The following is a 23,763-nucleotide window of genomic DNA, read 5'->3' as shown; positions in this document are numbered from 1 at the left end:
ACTCCTTTTCAAGAGCAAAATCAAAAGAATCTGCTGATTATCTCATCAACAGCTGACGCCATATTTTTTTCAGCCTTTTGCTTTATACTATCAATGTTTGTTTCGCATTCGCTCTCGGCTTTCTTTTCATAAGCCTTAAACTTTTCATCGAAATCAGCCTTTAGTTTCGCGACCTCTGAATGTGCTTCGCTGAGCCTTTTCTGAATAGCAAGCGAAGAACTTCCCGAGGCAGCGTCTATTATCTCGTCACGCTTTTTACGCGCCTCCGCATTTTTCTTATCGGAGAGCGCTTCGGCTTCGAGAATTTTTTTAACAGCTTCAGACGCCATTGTCATACCTCCTCTAAAAATGACTGTCGGTCATTTAATATTAAGATTATATCACCTAATCTTATTACAGTCAATAGATAAATTATGAATAAATTTGCAAATATACATAAAGGGAGCTTATCCTACAGACAGCTCCCTTAGATGTTTTTCATAGCACAGTTAATATTATACACCAATTCAATTAAAATGTCAATGCAAATAAATAAATTTTGTGTATTTTTATACGCCAAATATTTCATATTCGCCTGCTTTAAGCGTAATTGACCGATAATCCCCTTTTTCAAGTGTATTATCGACATTATCAATGTACGCTTTAAGTATAGCACGGCTCATATTGGTTATATCAGGTCTTTCCACAGCCTCCTGCGGCGTAAGAAGCAGGACTTCGCTGTTCTCATAGCCGTCGGAGTGCGGTTCACCTGAGATATATTTAAGCTTGAATACGATTATCCACTGCTCGGTGCGAAACTGAACAGCAAATACCGACTCTGCTTCGGCATTCACGCCTGTTTCCTCGAAAAACTCGCGCTTGACCGCCGAAGTCGGCAGTTCTCCCTCCTTGACATAGCCTCCGGGAATAAGTATACGCTCCTTTGCAGGACCATATGTATGCCTTACAAAAAGTATTTTCCCGTCTATGTCAAGTATACCGCAAACTGCGTAAAAGCGATTACTCATCTTCTTTTTTCACAACGCTGATACCGAGAACTTCAAGACTCTCGTCGTCAACAGCTGACGGACATTCAGACATAAGCTCGCTTGCGTTCTGAACCTTCGGGAATGCAGTTACATCACGGAGACTGTCAGCCTTGCACATTATCATAGCAAGACGGTCAAGTCCGATACCCATACCACCGTGAGGCGGTGCACCGTAACGGTATGCGTCAACGAGAAATCCGAACTTAGCCTGTATCTCCTCGTCAGTCATGCCGAGAGCCTCAAACATCTTCTGCTGGAGCTCATAATCAGTAATACGCATAGAGCCGCTTGAAAGCTCAGTGCCGTTAAGCACAAGGTCCCAAGCCTTTGCACGTACATTAGCAGGATCGGTATCGAGGTATTCAAGACACTCCTCCATAGGCATAGTGAACGGGTGATGTGCAGCAACCCATGTATTGTTCTCGTCATCGTGCTCAAAGAAAGGCATTTCTGTTATCCAGAGGAAGTTGTACTGATCCTCGGGGATAACTTCCAGTCTCTTGCCGCAGATAAGTCTTATTGCGCCGAGAGTTGCAAGAACAGTCTTGGTCTTATCAGCACAGATAAGCACAAGGTCTCCCTCATGTGCGTCAACAGCAGAGCATATCTTTTCGAGGTCGCCCTCAACAAGGAACTTCTTGAATGAGCAGTTAGGCTCGTCAGCCCAGCGGATATAAGCAAGTCCCTTAGCGCCGATACCCTTTGCGTGCTCAACAAGCTTGTCGATCTCCTTACGTGTATATGTAGCCGCACCGTTCTTAACATTGATAGCGCGTACAGAGCCACCCTCTTCAATAGCGCTCTTGAATACTACGAAGTCTATATCCTTGACTGTATCGGTGATATCCTGAATCTCAAAACCGAAACGTGTATCAGGCTTATCAGAGCCGTAACGGTTCATAGCGTCAGCAAATGTAAGTCTCGGAAGCGGAGTTGGTACGTCAACACCGATAACTTCCTTGAATACGCGTTGAATGAAGCCCTCAACACACTCCTGGATATCATCAGCGTCAACAAATGACATCTCAAGGTCTATCTGAGTGAACTCAGGCTGTCTGTCTGCACGGAGATCCTCGTCGCGGAAACAGCGTGCAAGCTGGATATATCTGTCATAACCCGATACCATAAGAAGCTGCTTATATATCTGGGGTGACTGCGGCAGAGCATAGAACTTGCCCGGATGTACTCTTGACGGGATAAGATAGTCTCTTGCGCCCTCAGGAGTAGACTTCATCATCATAGGAGTCTCAATTTCGAGGAATCCGTTCTCATAGAAGTATTCTCTTGTTACCTTAGCTATCTCATGGCGCATGATGATATTCTGCTGGAGCGGTGCGCGTCTGAGGTCGAGATAACGGTATTTAAGACGGAGCTCGTCGTTTACCTTTGTTTCGTTTACTATCTCAAAAGGCGGTGTCTGAGCCTTTGCAAGTATTCTCAGGTCAGTAACGAATATCTCGACATTACCTGTCTTGAGCTTGTCATTTTTGCTCTCACGCTCGCGTACCTCGCCCTTAGCCATGAGAACATACTCACTCTTGCAGGAAGCTGCCTTATCGAAAAGCTCACGGTCAGTTTCGTCGTTGAAAAGAAGCTGAACAACGCCTGTTCTGTCTCTTAATACGATGAAGATAACTCCGCCCTTGTCTCTTATTCTGTCAACAAATCCGCCTACAACGACTTCCTTGCCTGCTTCGGTAACTTCTCCGCAGTAGTGGGTACGTTTGAGGCCTTTCATACTGTCTGCCATTTTACTTATCCTCCCCTGTAAATGCGAACATTGGACTGCCCTCAGCGTCCATTACGTCGAGGACTTTATTGAAATATTCATTTTCAAAATTTGATGTGAATTTATCGTTAAGAAGAATCTCTGTCTCCTTGCCGCTTTCCATTTCTTTAAGCTTAGCCTTGCCGTCTGCAAGCTCGTTATCGCCAAGGACAACGGTATAAACAGCGCCTATCTTATTAGCGTACTTCATCTGAGCCTTTATGCCTCTGCCCATGAGATCGTACTCTGCGCAGTAGCCGTACTCTCTGAGTCCTCTTGTAAGCTCCATTGCCTTTTCAAGGGCGGCGTCGCCCATTGATGCGAAATAGATGTCGCACTTTTTAGGAGAAAGATAATCGCAATTCTGCTTATCCATAACAAGAAGAAGACGTTCAATGCCCATGCCGAAACCAAGCGCAGGAGTATGCTGACCGCCGAGTTGCTCGATAAGTCCGTCGTATCTTCCGCCGCCGCAGACTGTGCCCTGTGCGCCAATTTCAGTTGTAATGAACTCAAAAACTGTTTTTGTGTAGTAGTCAAGTCCACGAACTATCTTTGGATCTACAGTATAGGCAATGCCTGCATTATCGAGATATTTCTTCAGCTTTGCAAAATGCTCGCTGCACTCTTCGCAGAGATAATCAAGTATAACAGGTGCATCCTTAGCGATCTCGCGATCCTCGGGGCTTTTACAATCAAGAAGACGCATCGGATTCTTGACAAGTCTTTCCTTACAGGTGTCGCAGAGCTCGTCCTTGTGGGGCTCAAAAAACGCCTTGAGGGCTTCATGATATTTTGCACGGCAGGTCGGACAGCCGATGGAATTGATGTGAAGCTCGATATTCTTCAGACCAAGTCTGTCGAGAATATTCTTGGCAAGGCAAATTACTTCAGCGTCTGCTGTAGGAGCAGGGCTTCCTGCCATTTCAAGTCCAAACTGATGGAACTCACGAAGTCTTCCCGCCTGTGGTCTTTCGTGACGGAAACAAGATATGATGTAGAATATTTTCTGGGGCAGAGCCTCGTTGAGCAGTCCGTTTTGCAGCATTGCACGGATAGCACCTGCTGTACCCTCGGGACGAAGAGTAAATTCTGTCTCCTTAGCCTTTACAGTATACATTTCTTTCTGAACTACGTCTGTAGTTTCGCCTACAGAGCGCAGAAAAAGGTCAGTATTCTCAAAGGTAGGAAACCTTAATTCCGAAAAACCAAAGCTCTCTGCGGTATCTCTTGTGATCTTCTCAACAGTATGCCATTTATAGACATCCTTCGGAAGAACATCTTCGGTGCCGTTTGGGCGTTTGATATTAATTGCCATAGATTTCAAGCCTTTCCTGTTTGTTTTTACATGAAAATTGTCCCTTTAAAAGGGACAATTAAAGATTTAGATGCTGGGGTTACCGACCTCACGCCAATCAAGATCGCCTCTTTCAAGAGCGAGTATCAGCGCTTCTGCGGTAGCGATATTTGTAGCTACAGGCACATTATGAACATCGCAAAGTCTGAGGAGGTTCATGCCGTGAACGTCAGCAGCTTTCGGATTGATAGGATCACGGAAGAAAAGGAGGACATCGACTTCATTACATGAGAGAAGTGCGAGTATCTGCTCTGCTCCGCCCTGACCGCTGAGATATCTCTTGATAGGAAGTCCTGTTGCTTCGCTTACCTGCTTACCTGTTGTATTTGTAGCGATAAGAGTATGCTTGGATAATATTCCGCAGTAAGCGCTGCAGAACTGCACCATAAGCTCTTTTTTTGCATCATGTGCTATAATTGCTATCTTCATATTTCTGCCCTTTCCCCGCAAAGCGGAATGATTTTTTCATGTTTATACAGTTTTTACTGTAAGCGGAACAAACTCTCCGCCAAGTCTCTTTGAGATAGCATCGAAAGCCTTGAGGGCTTCGCTGTCTGTCGGGATAGGATTACCCTTTCCTGTTGCAACTGTCATCTTGAAGTCATCGGGGATAACACCGATAAGCTGTACGCCGACCTTATCGATTATCTCGTCAAGGTTTGAGATGAGCTCGCTGCCGATGATCTTCTTGCTTATCTTATTAATGATAAGTCTCTGGCTTTTATTGCCTCTGTTGTAGAACTCGTCTGACATGAGGCTGGCGTCTCTGATACATACAGGATCAGGAGTTGAGATAACGAGTATAAGGTTAGCCTGTTCAACGATATCAAATACATGGGAATTGATACCTGCACCTGTGTCGATGATGATATACTCGAAATACTTCTTTACAGAGCGGCAGATATCAACGATCTGTTCTGCGTTTACCGCTGTAAGAGTTTTTGGAGCGCACAGGATATTGAGGTTTGAAGCCATAGGTATCTGCGCAACAGCGTCAAGAGCACTCTTTTTGCCGCTGAGAACATCGCCGAGGTCGTATTTGATATTCTCTTCAACGCCGAAGATGATATCAAGACATCTCAGACCGAAATCGAGCTCGATGATAAGAGTTCTGTGCCCCTGCTTTGCAAGAGTATAACCTATACCTGCACATACGGTAGACTTTCCTGTACCGCCTTTTCCTGAAGTAACAGCAATTATTTTAGACATTTTTTTTCCTTTCCGATATCCGCAAGCCAGAGCAGTTTTGCTGCATAAACGGCACGGAAGTCTTATAATTACTTTATAATAATAATCCTACTGTACATTATAACACATAATTAGCTAAATGTCAAAGCACTTTTTCAAATAAAGGATAAAATTGTGCAAAAGAGCTTTTTTTAATACACCGAATTGTACAACTCTTACAAAGCACCATTAAGGCTATCCATTATCTTATTGACTGTTTTCTCAATATTGCAGCCATTCTCATCTATGATGATATCGGCATATTTCTCGTAAAGCGGTGCTCTTTCGCGGTAAAGAGAGCTAAGCGACTGCCCTTCCCTGATGACAACTCCACGGTTCCTGATATTATGCAAGCGATATTTCAGCTTATTATAGTCAAGCTTCAGATATATCACAACGCCGTTCTGCGAAAGATTCCTCATAGCATCATCGCCGTAGATAACGCTTCCGCCCGTGGAAACAACCGAATTTACAGCATCAAGCCCGCTTAAAATACGGTTTTCGGTCTCTATAAAGCCGTCTATTCCCTTTTCGGCTATAATATTTTTGAGAAGCTTCCCTTCACTTTTCTGTATCACAAGATCGGTATCAACAAAGCTGTAACCAAGCAATTTTGCCAGAATTACGCCAACTGTGCTCTTTCCGACAGCAGGCATACCGATCAGAACAATATTTTTTCCATTCATATGATGACCTCAAATTTTGATTACTATTACATTTTAACTCATTTTGTGCAAAATGTCAATAGACAAAGAAGCCATATATTGCGATATTTTATTTTTTACACTAAATATTGACAAAACAGAGGTTATATGATAACATATTTTTCAAAAGGAGGCTACTATGGGCTGCAATCCATTTAAATATTCAAACGATAACAAGCGGTATAATACATTAAATTATTACAACAAGCAGAATTTTGGAAAGAAAATTTACAAAGCCGTAATAGACCTCGGACTGACCTGTCCTAATATCGACGGTTCAAAAGGCACGGGCGGCTGTATTTTCTGCGACGGCGGAAGCGGATACTTCACTCACGGAGAAGCTGATATAAAGACTCAGTTAGCACTTGAAAAGAACAGAATTTGCTCAAAATACGGAGAAAGTGCTGAGTTTATCGCGTATTTTCAGGCAAATACAAACACTTACGCTCCTGTCGGGTTTCTCCGAAAAGCTTATTATACTGCACTGCAATTCCCGAACGTGTCCGGTATCTCAATAGGAACTCGTGCAGACTGCCTTTCTGATGATATTATGGCGCTTCTTAAAGAATTAAACGCTCAAACTCATCTCACAGTGGAGCTTGGTATGCAAAGCTGTCATGAAAATACCATTTCTCTTATAAATCGGTGCTGTTCCCACGAAGAGTTCAAAAACGGATATTACAAGCTGAAAAGTGCAGGTATACGCACCTGTCTGCACGTTATAAACGGACTCCCGTTTGAAAATACGGCTGATATGCTGGAAACAGCAAAGGAACTTGCGAGGCTTCGTCCCGAAGCCGTAAAGCTTCAAATGCTCCACGTTATAAAAGATACAAAGCTTGCAGATATGTACTCCAACGGAGAATTCAAGCTCCTTGAACGTGATGATTACATTGATATCATAGTTCATCAGCTTGAAATTCTTCCGCCTGAGACCGTCATTGAACGCATTACAGGCGACGGAGACAAAAGCAAACTCATCGCCCCAATGTGGAGCGCAGATAAAATCGCAGTGCTCGGAGGAATAGACAAGCGTCTTGCCGAACTTGACACATGGCAGGGCAAACTATATTCAGAAACATAAAAAACGGACAAGAATAACTCTTGTCCGTTTTATCATTATATATCGTTTCTGATTATGTCATCAAGTGTTTCTCTCTTGACAACCACTCTTGAATTACCCTCGTTTACAAATACTACCGCAGGCTTCTGAAGTCTGTTGTAGTTCGACGACATAGAGTAATTATAAGCACCTGTAGCGCACACCGCGATGATATCACCTGATTCTGCGTGCTGAAGCGGCATATTCTCACCGATAAGGTCTCCGCTCTCGCAGCATTTACCTGCAATAGTTACCTTCTCTGTACGCTCTTCATTTGCTTTATTGGCAACTACAGCGTCATACTCAGAGCCGTAAAGGATATATCTCGGATTATCAGCCATGCCTCCGTCTACGGATATATATGTTCTGATATTCGGGATAACCTTACGTGCACCTACTGTGTAAAGAGTTATACCTGCGGGCGCTGCAATAGAACGTCCAGGCTCGATAAACATCTTAGGAAGCTCAACGCCAAGTCTCGCACACTCGCTCTTAACAACATAGGATACTCTTTCGAGGTATACTTCAAAAGGCGCAGGATCGTGTTCGTTAAGGTATTTGATACCAAAACCGCCGCCGAGGTTGAGTCCCTCGACAACAAAGTCCAACTTCGCCTTTATCTCGGCGATAAAGCCAAGCATTACCCTTGCTGCTTCTTCAAAAGGCGCAATATCAAATATCTGAGAACCAATATGACAGTGTAAGCCTGCAAGATGTACATTTTTACAGTTTACAGCCTCTTTAACAGCCTCAAAAGCCTCTCCTGTTTCAAGAGCAAAGCCGAATTTGCTGTCTATCTGTCCTGTCTTTACGAAATCGTGAGTATGAGCGTCGATACCCGGCTTGATCCTGAACATTATGCTCGGCTTCTCATTCATTTCGCCTGCAATAGCTTCAAGTCTGTGAAGCTCACTGATATTGTCAACGATTATGTGTCCGACCTTGTATTTCAGGGCATATCTTAGCTCTTCATCTGTCTTATTATTGCCGTGAAATCCGACTTTTTCCATCGGGAATCCAGCCTTATAAGCTGTGTACAGCTCGCCTATGGAAACAGCGTCGAGTCCGTCACCCTCGCTGGCAACCACTCTGCACATCTCCATGCAGGAAAAAGCCTTGCTTGCGTAGTGGACTTCGCCTTTTCCGTCATAATACTTATTCATGCTGTCATGGAATCGGCGCAGGCTGTTTCTTATGACCTGTTCGTCCATGACATAAAGCGGAGTGCCGTATTCTTTAGCAAGCTCCACCGTATCAACGCCGCCGATTGCCAGATGCCCAGCACTGTTGACACTTAAATTTTCGGATACAAACATTTTTAACAATCCTTTCGGGTATAATTTATTCGTCAGCGACGTCATTGTCGTCTGCGATATCCTCAACTATCTGTCTGAGCTCCTCAACGCCCTCAAATGTCTGTGATGAAAACGGAATTGAATGGATATCCTCAAAGCAGGGTATCTCGTCCTTAAAAGCCTCCATACGCTTTGCACGTTCTGTCTTGTTGAGCTTGTCAGCCTTTGTCAGCACAAGTACAAAGGGCATTTCCGTATCTATAAGATAATTTATCATATGAACATCATCTTTTGTGGGAGCATGACGCATATCAACAAGCATAAACACCAGCCTGATATCTCTGTCAGAGCCGAGATATCCTTCAATAAGTCCTGCCCAGCGGTCTTTTTCAGACTTTGAGACCTTTGCGTAGCCGTATCCTGGCAGATCGACAAAATAGATGTTTTCAAGTCCGTAGAAATTGATAGTAGCCGTTTTTCCGGGAACTGAGCTTACTCTCGCAAGATTCTTTCTGTTGAACAGCTTATTGATAAGCGTGGATTTTCCAACATTTGAGTGTCCTGCAAATGCTATCTCTATCCTTTCGGGAGCAGGTATCTGTGAGAACTTGCCGTATGCCGCGGTAAATTCCGCTTTATTGTAATTAAGCTTCACGCTGTCCCCTCCTGTTTACTTTATCAGTGCTGTATCAAGAACGTCTGTCAGATTCTCTGCATACACAAATTCTATAGCGTCCTTTACCACCTGATCTACTTCTTCAAGGTCAGGCTTGTTTGCCGCAGGGATAATAACTGTCTTTATACCAGCCTTATAAGCCGCCATTGTCTTTTCACGGAGTCCGCCAATAGGCAGAACCTTTCCGTGAAGAGTTACTTCGCCTGTCATTGCAACGTCTGAACGCACCTTTAGTCCAGAAAGAGCCGATACAAGCGCGGTAGTCATAGTTACGCCTGCTGACGGACCGTCCTTGGGAACTGCGCCCTCGGGAGCGTGAATATGCAGATCGTTATCCTTGTAGAAATCAGCGTCTATCTTGTATTTGTCAGCAATGCTGCGCACATAGCTTACAGCAATTCTGGAGCTTTCCTTCATTACATCGCCGAGTGAGCCTGTTACCTCTATCTTGCCCGTTCCCTTCATTACAAGAACTTCTATAGGCATGAGAACGCCGCCGACAGATGTCCATGCAAGACCGTTTACAACGCCTACCTGATCCTTTTGTGACGACAGGTCGCTGAGGTACTTTCTGATGCCAAGGTAGCTATTGATATCCTTAGCCTTTATGCTCACACGCTTTGCCTCGTCAGCAGCTATCTTCTTGGCTGTCTTTCTGCAAAGTGAAGCTATGCTTCTTTCAAGCGAACGAACTCCTGCTTCCTTTGTGTAATACTGGATAAGCTCGTTTATAGCGTCATCAGATATTTTCAGCTGTGAAGCCTTTAAGCCGTGCTCCTTGAGCTGCTTCGGAACAAGATGTTCCTTTGCAATGTGGAACTTCTCCTCAGCTGTATAGCTCGGGAGCTCTATTACCTCCATACGGTCAAGAAGCGGTGCAGGAATAGCGCTTACGTTATTTGCTGTAGTAATGAATACTGCCTTGCTCAGGTCAAACGGAACTTCGATAAAATGGTCACGGAACGCATAGTTCTGCTCAGCGTCCAGTACCTCCAGCATTGCTGAGGACGGATCGCCCTTTATATCACTGCAAAGCTTGTCGATCTCATCGAAGAGTATAAGCGGATTTGCAGAACCTGCCTGTGTAAGTGCAGTGATGACACGTCCGGGCATTGCGCCGACATAGGTCTTTCTGTGACCGCGGATATCGGCTTCATCTCTTACGCCGCCAAGAGAAACTCTTGCGTACTTGCGTCCCATAGCCTTTGCTATAGACTTAGCGATAGATGTCTTACCGATACCGGGAGGGCCTGCAAGACAGATTATCTGTCCCTTTATCTCGGGATTGAGCATATGAACAGCAAGGAACTCGAGTATTCTTTCCTTGACCTTCTTGAGACCGTAATGATCCTTTTCGAGGACAGCTTCAGCCTTATCCATTGAAAGCTTAGCCTTTGTGTACTTGCCCCACGGAAGATCAAGCACTGTATCAAGATAATTCTTGATAACAAAGGCTTCCTGTGATGAAGGCGGGAGCTTTGTAAGCTTATCGGCTTCTTTAAGAAGCTTTTCCCTGCTCTTTTCGTCGATTTTTAGGTCCATTATATCATTGATATAACTGAACGCCTCTTCGCCCTCATCCTCGCCCAGCTGCTCCTGAATAACACGAAGCTGTTCACGGAGATAGAACTCTCGCTGTCCCTTATCTATGCTGTTTTTTGTCTGCTCATTGATAAGGTTTTCAAGTTCAAGTATCTCCACTTCGGAAGTAAGACAGGCAAAAAGTACTGACAGCTTGTTTATAACATTTGTCTCTTCAAGAAGAGTCTGCTTGTCTCTGTAGTTAAGGTTGCAGTTGAAGGTAACAGTTTCAAAGAGTTTCAAAGGAGAATCCTGTGTCATTATAGACGTAAGGAGCTCCTTTGGCATTTTCGGAAAGAAAGAAGCGTATCTCTCAAAAACATCCTTAACGGAACGCATAAGAGCCTCAGCTTCAACTTCGTCGTACTTTGCACGAGAATATGTAGGAGTACGCTTTACCTCGGCTTTCAGCACTTCTCCGTCGTCGATAAGACGAACAAGATTAGCCTTATATACGCCCTCAACAAGTACCTTCATGATATTATCGGGAAGCTTGAGTACCTGCTTGATCTCCGCAACGACTCCTACCTTATAAAGGTCGGAAGCCTTGGGGTTATCTATATAAGCCTCATGCTGAGTTACAAGAAAAAGTTTGCCGCCCTCTTTAAGTGAATGCTCTATAGCAAAGATAGACTTCGCTCTTGAAACATCAAAGTGCATTACCATTTTCGGGAACGCAACAAGACCTCTCATCGCAACAGTATAAAGAATGTTGCTCTCTTCAATATTTTTATCACTTTTAATGGTCTGTTCCATAAAATCACCGCATTTCTGTTGGTATCATATTAATCCTTCCAGCCAAAACTATAGGCTTAAAATTATTATACTATAAAAACGAAATAATTTCAACCCCTCACACAAAAACATCAACATATTTTATCATCTCATGCAAAACAAAATTAAATCACAATCCTACCAAAATTAAAAATAGATACCAACAATTCTTTATCAACAATAATTAAAGCAGGAAAATAGTTCTTTTGTACGAAAACTTGCGGTAATTTGGTGCGTTACACCAAAAATTGCGAAATTCACAAAATATCCTTTACTTTTTGTTGATTCTATGGTATCATTTACACAAAGGTATAAATAATGGTATACTTATATTTCAATGAATTTATTTTAATGAATTAAAGTAAAGTCATTTTTCAAAAAACGCTTTACTTTTGCGTAATAATGTGTTACAATGTAAAGTATAAAATTGTTTATTTATGCCTTTATGGCAGATTGGAGAATTATAATGATCGAAAAAATCAAATCAGAAAGTATGGATCTGCTCTTTGAAGCCATCCTTACACTTGAATCCGTCGACGACTGCTATAAGTTTTTTGATGATCTCTGTACAAGCATCGAGCTGAAATCCTTTGCTCAGCGTCTTCACGTTGCAAAGCTTCTCGACGAACACAGAGTCTACAACAGTATCGTTACCGAAACAGGAGCAAGCACTGCTACAATCAGCAGAGTAAACCGTTCCCTTAAAGACGGAAACGACGGCTATAATATTGTTTTTGACAGACTCAAGGGGAAGAATCTGCTCAAATAAAAGTTTTCCTGAGCTTTGACGCAAAAAGCTCAGACAATAATCATTCTTGAAAGGAAGATCTTAAATGAAGAGGGCGAAGATGTTCAAGAAATCCTTAGCCTGCCTGTCTGCTGCCGCAACTCTCTTATCAAGCGGTATCATGACAAGCGCAAACGCCGCGGTCATCACCGAGGGCAAAGAAAACAATTATCACAACTACGCTGAGGCACTGCAGCTTGCACTTTGTTTCTACGATGCAAACAAGTGCGGTGACAAGGTAGCAGATGACGGTTACTACTCATGGCGTGCTAACTGTCACGTTATCGACGGCGAGATCCCACTCAAGCCAATGAATCCTATGCCGACTGTCGGAAAGGGTAAGACCGACGATCAGCTCAAGGAGGATCAGGGACTTGGTCAGGGCGACGAAGGCAAGGCGAAGCCTAATCTCGGCGACGACGATCCTGATCTTTATGTCGGCGTAAATATGTCCGAAAAGTTCATAGAAGCAAACAAGAAGTACCTTGATCCCGACGGAAACGGTACTGTTGACCTCACAGGCGGCTGGCATGACGCAGGTGACCACGTAAAGTTCGGTCTCCCCGGCAGCTATTCCGCTTCTACTGTAGGCTGGGGTTATTACGAGTTCCGCGATTCCTATAAAGACCTCGGTCTCGACAAGCACGTTGAAGACGAGCTCCGCTGGATCAACGATTACTTCATGAAGGCTACATTCCTTGACGGCGACGGAAAAGTAGTTGCATACTGCTATCAGGTCGGCGAAGGTAACAACGACCATAACTACTGGTGTCCTCCTGAGCTCCAGCAGGACAACACAATGGTTGCTTCTTCATCATGTGCAGTTAAGCGTCCAGCTTACTTCGCTACAACAGAGATGCCTGCTTCAGACCAGTGCGCAGGTGCTTCCGCTTCACTGGCTATCAACTACCTCAACTTCAAGGATACCGATCCCGATTACGCTGATGAGTGTCTCAAGTACGCCAAGGCTCTCTACGATTTCGCTGTAGAGACTCATATCGAGGAATGGAAGCCGGGTATGGTTCCAAGCAACTCAAGCCTTGGTTACGACGGCGGCTTCTATACATCAAGCTACGACTACGATGAGCTTGCATGGGCTGCTGTATGGCTCTACTACTGTACTGAAAACTATGATTACATAGACGATATTATCTCAGTTGATACTACTAAGCCAATTTCCGACAGTGGTTCATATGATGAACAGGCTCAGACAGGTCAGCAGCCTTCTTACGCTTACACAGGCTATATGAAGCGTATCATTACTGATACAGGTAACTGCTGGCAGAATATCTGGGTTCACTGCTGGGATACTGTTTGGGGCGGAGTTTTCGCAAAGCTTGCTCCTATCACAAATACTGCACGTGACTGGTACATCTTCCGTTACAACCTTGAGTTCTGGTCAGGCTGCTCAAAGACAACCGACTGCTCTGCATGGGGCTATGAGCCTGTTCACGGTCATAAGTATTTCGGCAGAGACGACTATCTCTGGAATATGCCGATGACCTGCGATAAGATCCCTGAACTTCCTGACAGCGAAACAAGCGGCGACTTCATCGCTAAGTCTCCTAACGGCTGGGCAGTTGTTTCAGGCTACGGTTCAGCTCGTTACAATACAGCTGCAGGACTCTGTGCCTGCGTATACGCAAAGACCACAGGCGACGAGACATTCCTCCCATGGGCAAAGGCTCAGATGGAATACATCCTCGGTAAAAACCCAATGGGATACTCTTACGAAGTAGGTTATGAATCCAACTTTGCAAGCCACCCACACCACCGTTCATCACACTGCTCAGCTACACAGAGCATGGACGATCCTATCGTACAGGTACACACCCTCTGGGGCGCTCTCGTAGGCGGTCCTGACCTCAAGGACGTTCACGTTGACGAGACAAAGGACTACATCTACAACGAAGTTACCGACGACTATAACGCAGGCTTCTGCGGTGACCTTGCAGGTCTTTACCACTACTACGGTGCAAAGGGCAAGGTTGACGAAAAGGAAAACTACGTTATCAAGGACTTTGATATGTCAAGCAATGCTATCGGCTACGATCAGGTAGACGAGAACGGCGATCCGCTTCCTGTAGGATACTTCGTATCAGGCGGTAAGGCACAGGAAAAGAAAGACGGCATCCAGCTCAAGCTTGTTCTTCACAACAGAACAATCAATCCTCCAAGATTTGAGTGCGATGTAAAGGCAAGATATTACTTCAATATTCAGGAGCTCATTGATCAGGGCTACGGAATCGATTATATCACTGCTCGTATCGACTACGATCAGGAGGCAGGCTATACAAACAATAAGTCTCACGCTGTACTTTCAGATCCTGTCAAGTACGACGACAAGGGTACATACTATGTTGACGTAACATGGAAGGATTGTAAGTTCTACGGCAGCCGTGTATATCAGTTCGCTCTTACAACAAAGATGGATCCTGAGACAAACATCTATCCTGAGTGGGATTCTTCAAACGACTACAGCTACCCTGACCTCGTAAGCTTCGAGGACGAGAATGCTGCTTCTGCTATCACAGATAAGGTAACACTCTACGCTGATGACAAGCTCATCTGGGGTACAGAGCCGGACGGCACAACAGCAGGCGGCAGCGAGTACGTTGTAGACAAGGATACAACAACTACTACAACAAAGAAGGGCGATTCTTCTAAGACAACAACTACTACAACTACTTCAGAAGATGCTCCCACAAATTCATACGGCGACGCAAACTGTGACGGTAAGGTTGATATGTCAGACGTTGTTCTTATAATGCAGGCACTTTCAAATCCGAACAAGTACGGTCTTAAAGGTACTGATAAGAACCACCTTACAGCAGAAGGTCAGAGCAATGCAGACTGCGACCTCTCAACACCGGGTATGTCTACAGGCGATGCACTTGCTATCCAGAAATTCTTACTTAAAAAGGTTGCTTCACTTCCAATTAAGTAAAAACCAATATTGACTAAAACGGAGAACTTGAAAAAGTTCTCCGTTTTTATTTTATAAATACCCGATATATAAAAATACAGCCGTTCTTTTGAACGGCTGTACCAATATCCCCCGAAAGGAACGGGCAATCATTATTAAGCTGACACAGCAGCCTTTTCCATTGTCTCCTTTTTGAGCTCCTTGCTGTTGAAGTCTTCGGGAGTAGTAAATGTAGGAACCATATCGTGGAGAGCGTCTACCGCTACCTTCTCGTTGTTTTCAAGTGCAGCATTTCTGAGTGCATTGAGTCGGAAAGCGAAGTTTCTTTCATCAATTTCTATCTGTTTGCCGATAAATATAAGCTTATTTGATGTTTTCTGGAGTCCTTCCTCATTCATAAGAAGTTCTTCCTTTATCTTCTCACCGGGACGAAGTCCTGTGAACTTTATCTCCACATCTTTATAAGGCTCTTTTCCGTACATACGAATAAGATTCTCGGCAAGTGTAACTATCTTGACGGGCTTACCCATATCAAGAACGAATATCTCACCGCCGTTTGCTATGGCAGCTGCCTCCATTACAAGATTTACAGCCTCGGGGATAGTCATAAAATAACGTATGATATCAGGGTGAGTTACCGTTACAGGCTTTCCCTGCTCTATCTGCCTCTTGAACAGAGGTATTACAGAACCGTTTGAACCAAGAACGTTTCCGAAACGTGTTGTAACGAACTCTGTTCTGCCCTCATGCTGCTGAGCAAGATACTGAACTATCATTTCGCAGCAGCGCTTTGAAGCTCCCATTACATTGGTAGGATTAACAGCCTTATCAGTTGATATCATAACAAACTTCTCAACATTATGATACTGAGCCAGAGTTGCAACGTTAAATGTACCGATGATATTGTTCTTGATAGCCTCCATTGGTGATACCTCCATAAGAGGTACGTGCTTATGAGCGGCTGCATGAAAAACAACATCAGGCTTGTATGTATCAAATATCTGATTCATACGGAAATAATCTCTTACCGAAGCGATAAGAGTAACGAGTGATAATTCGTCACCGTACTCCATTTTCAGCTCCTGCTCGATATCATAAGCATTGTTCTCATAAATATCAACTATAATAACTCTCTCGGGATTATACTTGGCTATCTGACGAACCAGCTCGGAACCTATACTTCCGCCGCCACCTGTTACCATGCAGACCTTCCCGCCGATAAAATCACGGATATCCTTGTTATCGAACTTGATAGGCTCTCGTCCGAGGAGGTCTTCTACCTTGATATCACGTATCTGATTGATAATAGTTTTGTTTTCGCTGTCAAATACAAGATTGCCGATAAAAGGAACTATCTTTACGGGTATCTTCGTATCTGAGCATATATCAAGGATACGTTTTCTCTCATCTTCAAGACAGGACGGAATAGCAAAGAGTATCTGTTCTATCCGCTTTTCCTTTATGAATCTATGTATCTCGGCAGTAGTTCCGACGATCTGAACTCCGCCGATCTCAGTACCGACCTTGTCTCTGTTGTCATCAATAATGCATACAGGATCAAAGAGAGTCACCTGCTTGTCTCCTGTGTATGGAGAATTCTGTGCGTTGTGTATCTCTTTAAGAATAGTCTTGCAGGCTTGTCCGCCGCCTATGACCATAGTACGCTTGCCCTTAAAAGGCTCAGCCTTTACAAGATTTATAAACGTGCATTTGAACATATACCTGAAAAGACATATGCCAAAAGTAAGTATTATAAGATGAAGCATCGTATACACAGGATAGAGCGTTCTGCTTATTATATATACTATAGAAGCAGATGCAAAGATGCCAACTATTGCACCATAAACACAGGTAAGATAGTCTTTTCTGTTGAAATACCGCCAAAGCCTGCTGTATGCCCCTGTAATCAGCAGACTTCCGATACAGCATATAGAGCTGACGGCAATTGAAACGCTGATGCTTGACTCATCAAGCCCCTTTCCGAAAAACGAAAGAATAAAATTGGCGATAAGCGCCGCGATTGAGATAATAAATGCATCTGCAAAAGCAAGAATGACTTTTCGGCATTTAAAATTTCTGCACAGTTCCTTCATAACAATAATCCCTCCGATTCAGCCGCTATGCGACAATTTTAGCCTGATCTGCTGCAACAACATATAGCTAAAAATAATACCAAAAGTTAAAATCAACCTTTAAAAATATTTATAAATATATAAAACCCCTACTATGTTAATATGATTTTATTATAATAACTGTTTCCCGAAAAATCAATACAAAATATGAAATCAATAAAAAAGTTTATTGAAATTCGTCAATTTTGCCAAAGGAGCCGCATAATTTAAGCTTCTCATGGAGAAATATGACTTACTTATTGATTTATCGCCTGTAGAACTTAATTACGTATCAACAATTTGTATACAAGGCTTACTCCTGATTTTTGCCGATATATTCGGTCAGACTTACGATCCGGCATATACTGCATACACTTCCGTTAGCCCTCAGAAGCTCACGTATATCCTTTTTTAAAGTGTCTTCAAATCCGCTTCCTGTCATTATAGCTGTCTTTATAAAGCTTATATCTTTTCCGTCAAGTCCGCTGCTATCCGCCAGAGCCTTGTACATTCTGCTGTCGCCTGCAATTACATTCGGACAATATCTTATTATAGCCTTGTCTATATCATTATTGTTGAAGTTAGGCAGTATGACTGCGGTTCCACCCACTGAAAAAACAGAATGGATACAAGTTCCTATGCCAAATCCATGAGATACTGGCAAAACAGCAAGAACTCTGTCTGCTTTATCTATATTGCCGCATTCTTCAAGGCAATACATGGCAAAATCATTGAAGTTCTTATTACTTACACATATGCTCTGAGAATTATCTTCCTCACTTACATACGCCGCTGTTGTCTCCCCTGTACTGTGCGCAGATATGTACCTGTCAGTAGGTGAAGCCTTTGAAATAAAGCCGTTCCAGTCCATAAAAGAGCTTTTCTGCTTCTTTTTCCCGAAATTCTTGATAAGATGTCCTGTTTTCATTACAATAGGCATTTCATCGCTGACAGCCGCAGTTACAGCAAGCTTTATATCGGCACTGCTTATTGCGTTTTCAAGCTTTTCGGAAATACTTTCCAGAGCGAATAGATATCTGCTGCCGCTTTTTACAATTCTTTCTCTGATATCCTTTTCGCTGCTGTATGGATCTATCATATCAGCAACAGCGCCAAGCTTGTTTATCGCATACAGCAGATAGACCGCCTGCGGCACATTAGGCAGACAGACCGATACTACATCTCCCCTGTTTACTCCTATAGCAATCAGAGCACAGGCACACCTATTAACTTCACGAATAAGCTCTCGGTAGGATATTTCCCTGCCGAAATAATCAACAGCACAAAGACTGCCGTATTCCTTTGCGCTTCTTTTTAGATTATCATATACCGAACTCTCGGGAATGATAAGCTGTTTCTTCATTTATATTACTCCAATCTCATCTTTTAAATCTGCTATAATTATATCATCTTTGACCTGCTGTTTCAAGCAAAATCAAGCATATACATATTTTACCACATTTATAATACGATTTCATAGTGACATTTGTCACTTTTTTAGTGACAAATGTCACTCAAGAAATGACAAATGACACCTTACATTTCTCTAAAAAACGTGTTATTATATAGTCACAGAAAAAACATCTCATGCATAAAGAAAGGATGATGGTTATGTTAAATAATCCTATTATCACTATACTTATACTTATCACACCTATAATTATTCCGCTGATAATAATCGGAGTAGTAAAAACGTGTGACAGCGGCAAGTCAAAGCAGGCTCCGCATTATAATTGCCCGCCACAGAACGGATACTTTGGCTATCCTCAGCCGCCTTATCCAAACTGTCCTCCTCCGCCGCAGGCATATCAGAATAGCTCAATGCCTCAGCCTCCAAAGGCTGCAAAGAAGCACGACATGACAGTATCAAATATACTCTTCCTTATCGGAACAGCATTTGTTGTTCTCTCAGGTCTTGCATTCGGCGTTGCAAAATGGGTGCACACCTCACATGAGGGAAGAGTTGCTATCATCGTGGCAGCTTCCGCAGTATCGTTCCTGCTCAGCGCAGTTGTAGGCAAATTCCTCAAGCTTAACGGAACATCTACTTCTTTCTTCGTTCTCGGCTCAGGTTTTATTGCTACAGCATTCCTTACAGCAGGCTACTATGAGCTCATGGGCGAATGGCTGTCATTCGGCGGCGACGGAATGTATGCGCTTTTCGCCATAGCAACAGGTTTATCAGCAGTAATGATGTTTATAGGCAACAGAATATTCAGCAAGCTTCCGCTTATCTACACAGCTCTTTCAGCAACAGCTCTTACAGCGCTTTTCGCAGTATTGCAGATAAGCAATGACCTTATGGTAACATCTCCCGTATTCCTTGCACTTCAGGCACTCATCACAGCAGCTATATACGGCGCAGAAATATTCAAGGGAAAGAAAAACGAACTCGCTATCAAAGTCATCGGCTCATGTTCAGCATTTATCTACGGATGTTTCCCTGTTGCCTACGTTTTTCAGGCTCTCCGTCACCCAACATTCGTAAGCTACATTATTCTTGCAACAATAATAGCTCAGCTTCTTTTCTACGCAAAGAAGACAAAGGAGGACGTTCTTACTTCCATAAGCACTATGGTAACTGTTCTTCTTGCATATATGACATCACTCAACATAGCTCAGGAAACAGAGACAAGATATGGTATTCTTTCATTCTGTGCATTCGCATTAGTGATCTACCTTGCACATTGCTTCGTACCATTCCTGAAAAATGCTTTTACAGAATCAATAAGCCTTTTAACAGCAGTTATCAGCGCATTTGTATGCATATACTCAGCAAGTCCCGAAGCTTTCATACCTGAAATGCTTTTTGCAGCAGCAGTTTCAGCTATAGCAGCAGCATATATCTTCCATAAAAATGGAATAATCCAGTCTATCGCAGGCTTTGCAGCTCCTGTAATACCTGCATTCATCACAGGAATGACAGCGTATTATGTATCAAAGGCATATAAAATCGATGAAAACATCGCTTACTCAGCAGCATGGAGCATATATGCAGCAGTTCTTATCGCAGCAGCTATCCTTATCGCTTATCTCCCCAAATTCGCATTCAACTTCTACGCAAAACACCCACGCAGCAATGATATAGTTCTCTACGTTAATATGGTCGTATCAGGACTTTTGCTCATGTTAATTCCGACAGCAAAGGAAATCGTTCTTCTTCCGGCACTCCTGTGCTTCATTCACTTTGCAGTATCAAACAAGCTCCGCTGCAACATTACAGCTGTTCTTTCAGCAATCTCACTGCTCAGCTGTATATACGCAATACTTGATGAAGGCACACAGAGCAAGCTCGCAACAACTTTTGTATTCATGATAGTATTCTGTATCTACATGGCTATTTCCAAGCTCATTTACAACAACGGTGTAATTGTAAAGTCAAACGACAGATTTATCTTTGATCCAATGCTTTTCTCGGGCTGGATAGCAATAATTATGATGTATCGTGACACATCAAGGAACTCTGTATTCTTTTTCCTTATCGCCATAGCAATATACTGTGCTTCATTCATAAAGAAGAACACTTCAAAGGAAGCTGCATCTATACTCCTTACAGCAACAGCTTCACTCACAGCTCTGGCACTTATGTTCAGACCGTTCCTCGTTCCAGAATCAAAGGAGATCTCATGGAAGATATCCATAGGTATCGTTGCACTGGTCGGACTTGCCTGCCGCTTTATCTGGCACCAGTTCCCAAGCGTATCAAAATACGCTTCAAACAGCATTTACCTCACAGCATTCATCGCCCTTCTCGTTGACGCACTCCATTTCGATTCAGCAGTAAATACTATCTTCATAATGTCAGTAATGCTTTTCGTACTCATAGTATCAATAATGGCAAGATCAAAGACCTGGTTCATAGCTTCAGCAGCTTCACTCTTCGCTATCACAGTTTACGCTACAAGAGAATACCTCATGGCACTTAACTGGTGGATATACCTCTTCTTGGCAGGTATCACACTTATAGCTCTTGCAGCAGGCAACGAATACTGCAAGAAAAATAATCAGACTTTAAAGTCCTCAGTCGCTAAGAGATTCAGCGGCTGGACATGGTAAATCCTTCAATGCTCCGCTTGACAGCGGAGCATTTTTATATTTTTACAAAAAAAGGTTGCCGAAAAACTATTAATGTGTTATAATAATTATATATATTATCACTGTAAATGGAGGTGCATTACAACGCCAACCATAACTTCAGCCGTACTCCTTGCACTTGGTCTTTGCGGAATGCTGGGCTCAATAACATGGATACTAAGACGCGGCAATAAAAATCGACTGACACATTTATTCCTTTTCTGTCAGTCATCAATCGTACTTTGGCTGATATCTGAGCTTCTGATACTTTTTTCGTATACTAAACAGCAGTACTGGATAAGCTACACTATCGGCAATATCGGTATAAGCTGCTTCGGACCGCTGTGGCTGTGGCTATCACAGGAATACACCTACAACGGTCAGAAAAAAATGAAGCTTCTCTGGCTTCTGCCGCTGATAACCATATCATCTATATGCATTGTGTTCACAAACCCTATGCACCATCTGTACTATACAGACTTTATTGACCATAGATTCACATACGGTCCCCTTTTCTATGTATATCAGATAATTTACTACATCTGCATAATCGCAGGCATAACAATAATATGCCTTAAACATACCCGAAATTCCGTTCAGATAACCAAGCAGTCCATTCTGCTGATACTTTCTGCGGCGATACCGCTGGGCATAAACACCCTTTCGCTTACAGGGATTTTCACCTCAAAGGCTACTCTTACGCCTTTGTTCTTTGGCTTGTCAAGCCTGCTCATAATAATCGCCCTCGGACGATACGGACTTCTTAACATCAACAACATCGCTATCCGCGACACTATCAATAACATCAACAGCGGCGTTATCATTTTCGACAACAGCGGCACTATAACCTACAAAAACAAATACGCTGATACACTGCCGTTCCTTAACGGTACAACAAGCTTTGAAAGCTTTCTGAGCGCTGTTTCAGAGGTCAGCGGAAGCCCTGCGCCTGCTGACTTCACATCTCTGGAATTGAAATGTGACAAGGAGTATTACAGTCTCAAGCAGACATACTGTGATAACCAAAACGGTAATAAAGTAGCAAGCGTAGTTACCATAAGCAATGTCACGGAGTACCATGAGCTTGCCGCGGCTGAGAAAAAGCTCAGCCTTGAGCAGGAACGAACCCGTATCGCACAGGAAATGCACGATTCAGCAGGTCATACCTTCACTATGATAAGCTCTCTTGCAAGACTGCTCAAATTTGAAGCAGATAAAGAAACTCCCGATACATCGAAAATGGTGGAAAACATACAGGAGATCGACGGACTTTCAAGAAGCGGCGTAACTCAGCTCCGCTGTACTATCAATAACCTCCGCGACGACGAGTTCATGACCTCGGTCACAAAGGCTGTTCAGACGGTCATTACAGCTGTAAGAGGCATTGAAACAGAACTCTGTGTTCAGGGCGAGGAAGATGAACGCTACAGCTTCTGTATAAGAGAGATGTATGACAACTGCCGTGAAACAGTCACTAACTCCCTGCGCTATTCCGAGGCTTCAAGGATAGATATAATCCTGAAATTCCTTGATGAACGCATCGAAATGTATATTCTCGATAACGGCAAAGGCTGTGAGAATATTTCCGAGCATAACGGGCTCCGCGGTATCCGCGAAAGAACGGAAAAGCTGGGCGGAACTGTTAAGTTCAGCTCCATAAAGGGCGAAGGCTTCAATACTATTATAAAAATACCATTAAAAGGGGTGCAGATATGATAAACGTTATATTAGCAGACGACGTTAAGATTCTCCGTGCAGGATTAAAGACAGTCCTCATAAGCGACGAGGATATCAACGTTGTAGCCGAGGCTTCCGACGGCAAGGAAGCCTATGAGATGTGTGTCCGCTATAAACCTGATGTAGTGCTTATGGATATGAGAATGCCCGATTATGACGGCGGCTACGGTACAAGAAAGATAAAGGATACTCTTCCTGATATCAAGGTCCTCGTGCTTACTACATTTGATGACAAGGAAACCGTAGAAAAGGCTATTTCCAGTGGTGCAGACGGTTATATCCTAAAGGAAATGGACAACGATAAGATAATAAACTCCATAAAGGCTGTTGCAGGCGGAATTAATGTATTCTGCGATAATATCTTCCGTTCTATCAAAAAAGATGTTCTTCTACAGCAGGACGCTAAAAACTTCGACCTCAGTGACCGTGACGTTGACATTCTAAGGCTTATCTGCGACGGATTCGATAATAAGGAAATTGCTTCACAGCTTTTCCTTGCTGAGGGTACTGTAAGAAACAGCGTATCAAAGCTCCTTGAAAAGCTTAATGTAAAGGACCGCACTCAGCTTGCGGTATTTGCAATTAAAAATAATCTTATATAATTTTTAAAACGGAA

Annotated in this window: 18 protein-coding genes; 6 read left to right on the top strand and 12 right to left on the bottom strand. The window is 43.2% G+C overall.

Features of this window, described 5'->3' with window-relative positions:
* Positions 1-20 precede the first annotated feature (20 nt).
* The 7 genes from T497_RS0106605 to T497_RS0106575 form a co-directional block, all read right to left on the bottom strand.
* Positions 21-329, bottom strand: a complete 309-nt coding sequence (locus T497_RS0106605; RefSeq protein ID WP_028514938.1) for a hypothetical protein — start codon at positions 327-329, stop codon at positions 21-23.
* Positions 330-548: 219 nt separating this feature from the next.
* Positions 549-1,007: an NUDIX domain-containing protein gene (locus T497_RS0106600; RefSeq protein WP_028514937.1), complete on the bottom strand. Its 459-nt coding sequence runs from the start codon at positions 1,005-1,007 to the stop codon at positions 549-551.
* Positions 1,000-2,778: an aspartate--tRNA ligase gene (gene aspS, locus T497_RS0106595; protein ID WP_028514936.1), complete on the bottom strand. Its 1,779-nt coding sequence runs from the start codon at positions 2,776-2,778 to the stop codon at positions 1,000-1,002. The genes T497_RS0106600 and aspS overlap by 8 nt, the downstream gene beginning before the upstream one ends.
* 1 nt (position 2,779) lies before the next feature.
* The gene (hisS, locus tag T497_RS0106590) at positions 2,780-4,114 is read right to left on the bottom strand and encodes a histidine--tRNA ligase (RefSeq protein ID WP_028514935.1); all 1,335 of its coding nucleotides are present in this window, start codon (positions 4,112-4,114) and stop codon (positions 2,780-2,782) included.
* Between the two features lie 66 nt (positions 4,115-4,180).
* Entirely contained in the window at positions 4,181-4,582 is a 402-nt protein-coding gene (locus T497_RS0106585) for a methylglyoxal synthase (RefSeq protein WP_009984662.1), read from the bottom strand.
* A gap of 42 nt (positions 4,583-4,624) precedes the next feature.
* Positions 4,625-5,362: an AAA family ATPase gene (locus T497_RS0106580; RefSeq protein WP_028514934.1), complete on the bottom strand. Its 738-nt coding sequence runs from the start codon at positions 5,360-5,362 to the stop codon at positions 4,625-4,627.
* Positions 5,363-5,556: 194 nt separating this feature from the next.
* Positions 5,557-6,066, bottom strand: coding sequence for a shikimate kinase (locus T497_RS0106575; protein WP_028514933.1), 510 nt, complete (start codon positions 6,064-6,066; stop codon positions 5,557-5,559).
* A 157-nt stretch (positions 6,067-6,223) separates the two neighbouring features.
* Between T497_RS0106575 and T497_RS0106570 the strand changes: the two genes are divergently transcribed.
* Positions 6,224-7,168, top strand: a complete 945-nt coding sequence (locus tag T497_RS0106570) for a TIGR01212 family radical SAM protein (protein WP_028514932.1) — start codon at positions 6,224-6,226, stop codon at positions 7,166-7,168.
* Between the two features lie 35 nt (positions 7,169-7,203).
* Here the strand turns inward: T497_RS0106570 and lysA are convergent, their stop codons facing one another.
* Genes lysA through lon form a run of 3 tightly spaced genes read right to left on the bottom strand, consistent with a single transcriptional unit; the run spans position 7,204 to position 11,494 of the window.
* Positions 7,204-8,502 carry a diaminopimelate decarboxylase gene (gene lysA, locus T497_RS0106565; RefSeq protein ID WP_028514931.1) on the bottom strand — a complete coding sequence of 433 codons (1,299 nt, stop codon included), beginning with the start codon at positions 8,500-8,502 and terminating at the stop codon, positions 7,204-7,206.
* A 25-nt stretch (positions 8,503-8,527) separates the two neighbouring features.
* Complete coding sequence (yihA, locus tag T497_RS0106560; protein WP_028514930.1) at positions 8,528-9,136, bottom strand: ribosome biogenesis GTP-binding protein YihA/YsxC; 609 nt, start codon at positions 9,134-9,136, stop codon at positions 8,528-8,530.
* Between the two features lie 15 nt (positions 9,137-9,151).
* The gene (gene lon, locus T497_RS0106555) at positions 9,152-11,494 is read right to left on the bottom strand and encodes an endopeptidase La (protein WP_028514929.1); all 2,343 of its coding nucleotides are present in this window, start codon (positions 11,492-11,494) and stop codon (positions 9,152-9,154) included.
* A gap of 484 nt (positions 11,495-11,978) precedes the next feature.
* Here lon and T497_RS0106550 point away from each other — a divergent pair, with 484 nt between their 5' ends.
* Positions 11,979-12,281 (top strand): YerC/YecD family TrpR-related protein, encoded by a 303-nt coding sequence (locus T497_RS0106550; protein WP_024859699.1) that lies wholly within the window; start codon positions 11,979-11,981, stop codon positions 12,279-12,281.
* A gap of 64 nt (positions 12,282-12,345) precedes the next feature.
* Entirely contained in the window at positions 12,346-15,246 is a 2,901-nt protein-coding gene (locus tag T497_RS0106545) for a glycoside hydrolase family 9 protein (protein WP_028514928.1), read from the top strand.
* 134 nt (positions 15,247-15,380) lie between these two features.
* On the opposite strand, the gene T497_RS0106540 is transcribed toward T497_RS0106545, so the two are convergent.
* Both T497_RS0106540 and T497_RS16090 read right to left on the bottom strand, forming a co-directional pair.
* A complete protein-coding gene (locus tag T497_RS0106540) occupies positions 15,381-17,318 on the bottom strand; it encodes a polysaccharide biosynthesis protein (RefSeq protein ID WP_028514927.1) in 1,938 nt (645 codons plus the stop codon).
* Positions 17,319-17,649: 331 nt separating this feature from the next.
* Positions 17,650-18,699, bottom strand: a complete 1,050-nt coding sequence (locus T497_RS16090; RefSeq protein WP_051530563.1) for an AMP-binding protein — start codon at positions 18,697-18,699, stop codon at positions 17,650-17,652.
* 248 nt (positions 18,700-18,947) lie between these two features.
* On the opposite strand from T497_RS16090, the gene T497_RS0106530 reads away from it, so the two are divergent.
* The 3 genes from T497_RS0106530 (at position 18,948) to T497_RS0106520 (ending at position 23,749) form a co-directional block, all read left to right on the top strand.
* The gene (locus tag T497_RS0106530) at positions 18,948-21,392 is read left to right on the top strand and encodes a hypothetical protein (RefSeq protein ID WP_028514926.1); all 2,445 of its coding nucleotides are present in this window, start codon (positions 18,948-18,950) and stop codon (positions 21,390-21,392) included.
* A 72-nt stretch (positions 21,393-21,464) separates the two neighbouring features.
* Entirely contained in the window at positions 21,465-23,126 is a 1,662-nt protein-coding gene (locus tag T497_RS0106525) for a sensor histidine kinase (protein WP_080693315.1), read from the top strand.
* Positions 23,123-23,749 (top strand): response regulator transcription factor, encoded by a 627-nt coding sequence (locus tag T497_RS0106520; protein ID WP_028514924.1) that lies wholly within the window; start codon positions 23,123-23,125, stop codon positions 23,747-23,749. Before T497_RS0106525 ends, T497_RS0106520 begins: the two co-directional genes overlap by 4 nt.
* The last annotated feature ends 14 nt before the right edge of the window (positions 23,750-23,763 follow it).

The organism is Ruminococcus flavefaciens MA2007 (genome assembly GCF_000621845.1).
GTDB lineage: Bacteria > Bacillota > Clostridia > Oscillospirales > Ruminococcaceae > Ruminococcus > Ruminococcus flavefaciens_E.
This window is presented reverse-complemented; position numbering and strand designations above follow the sequence as displayed.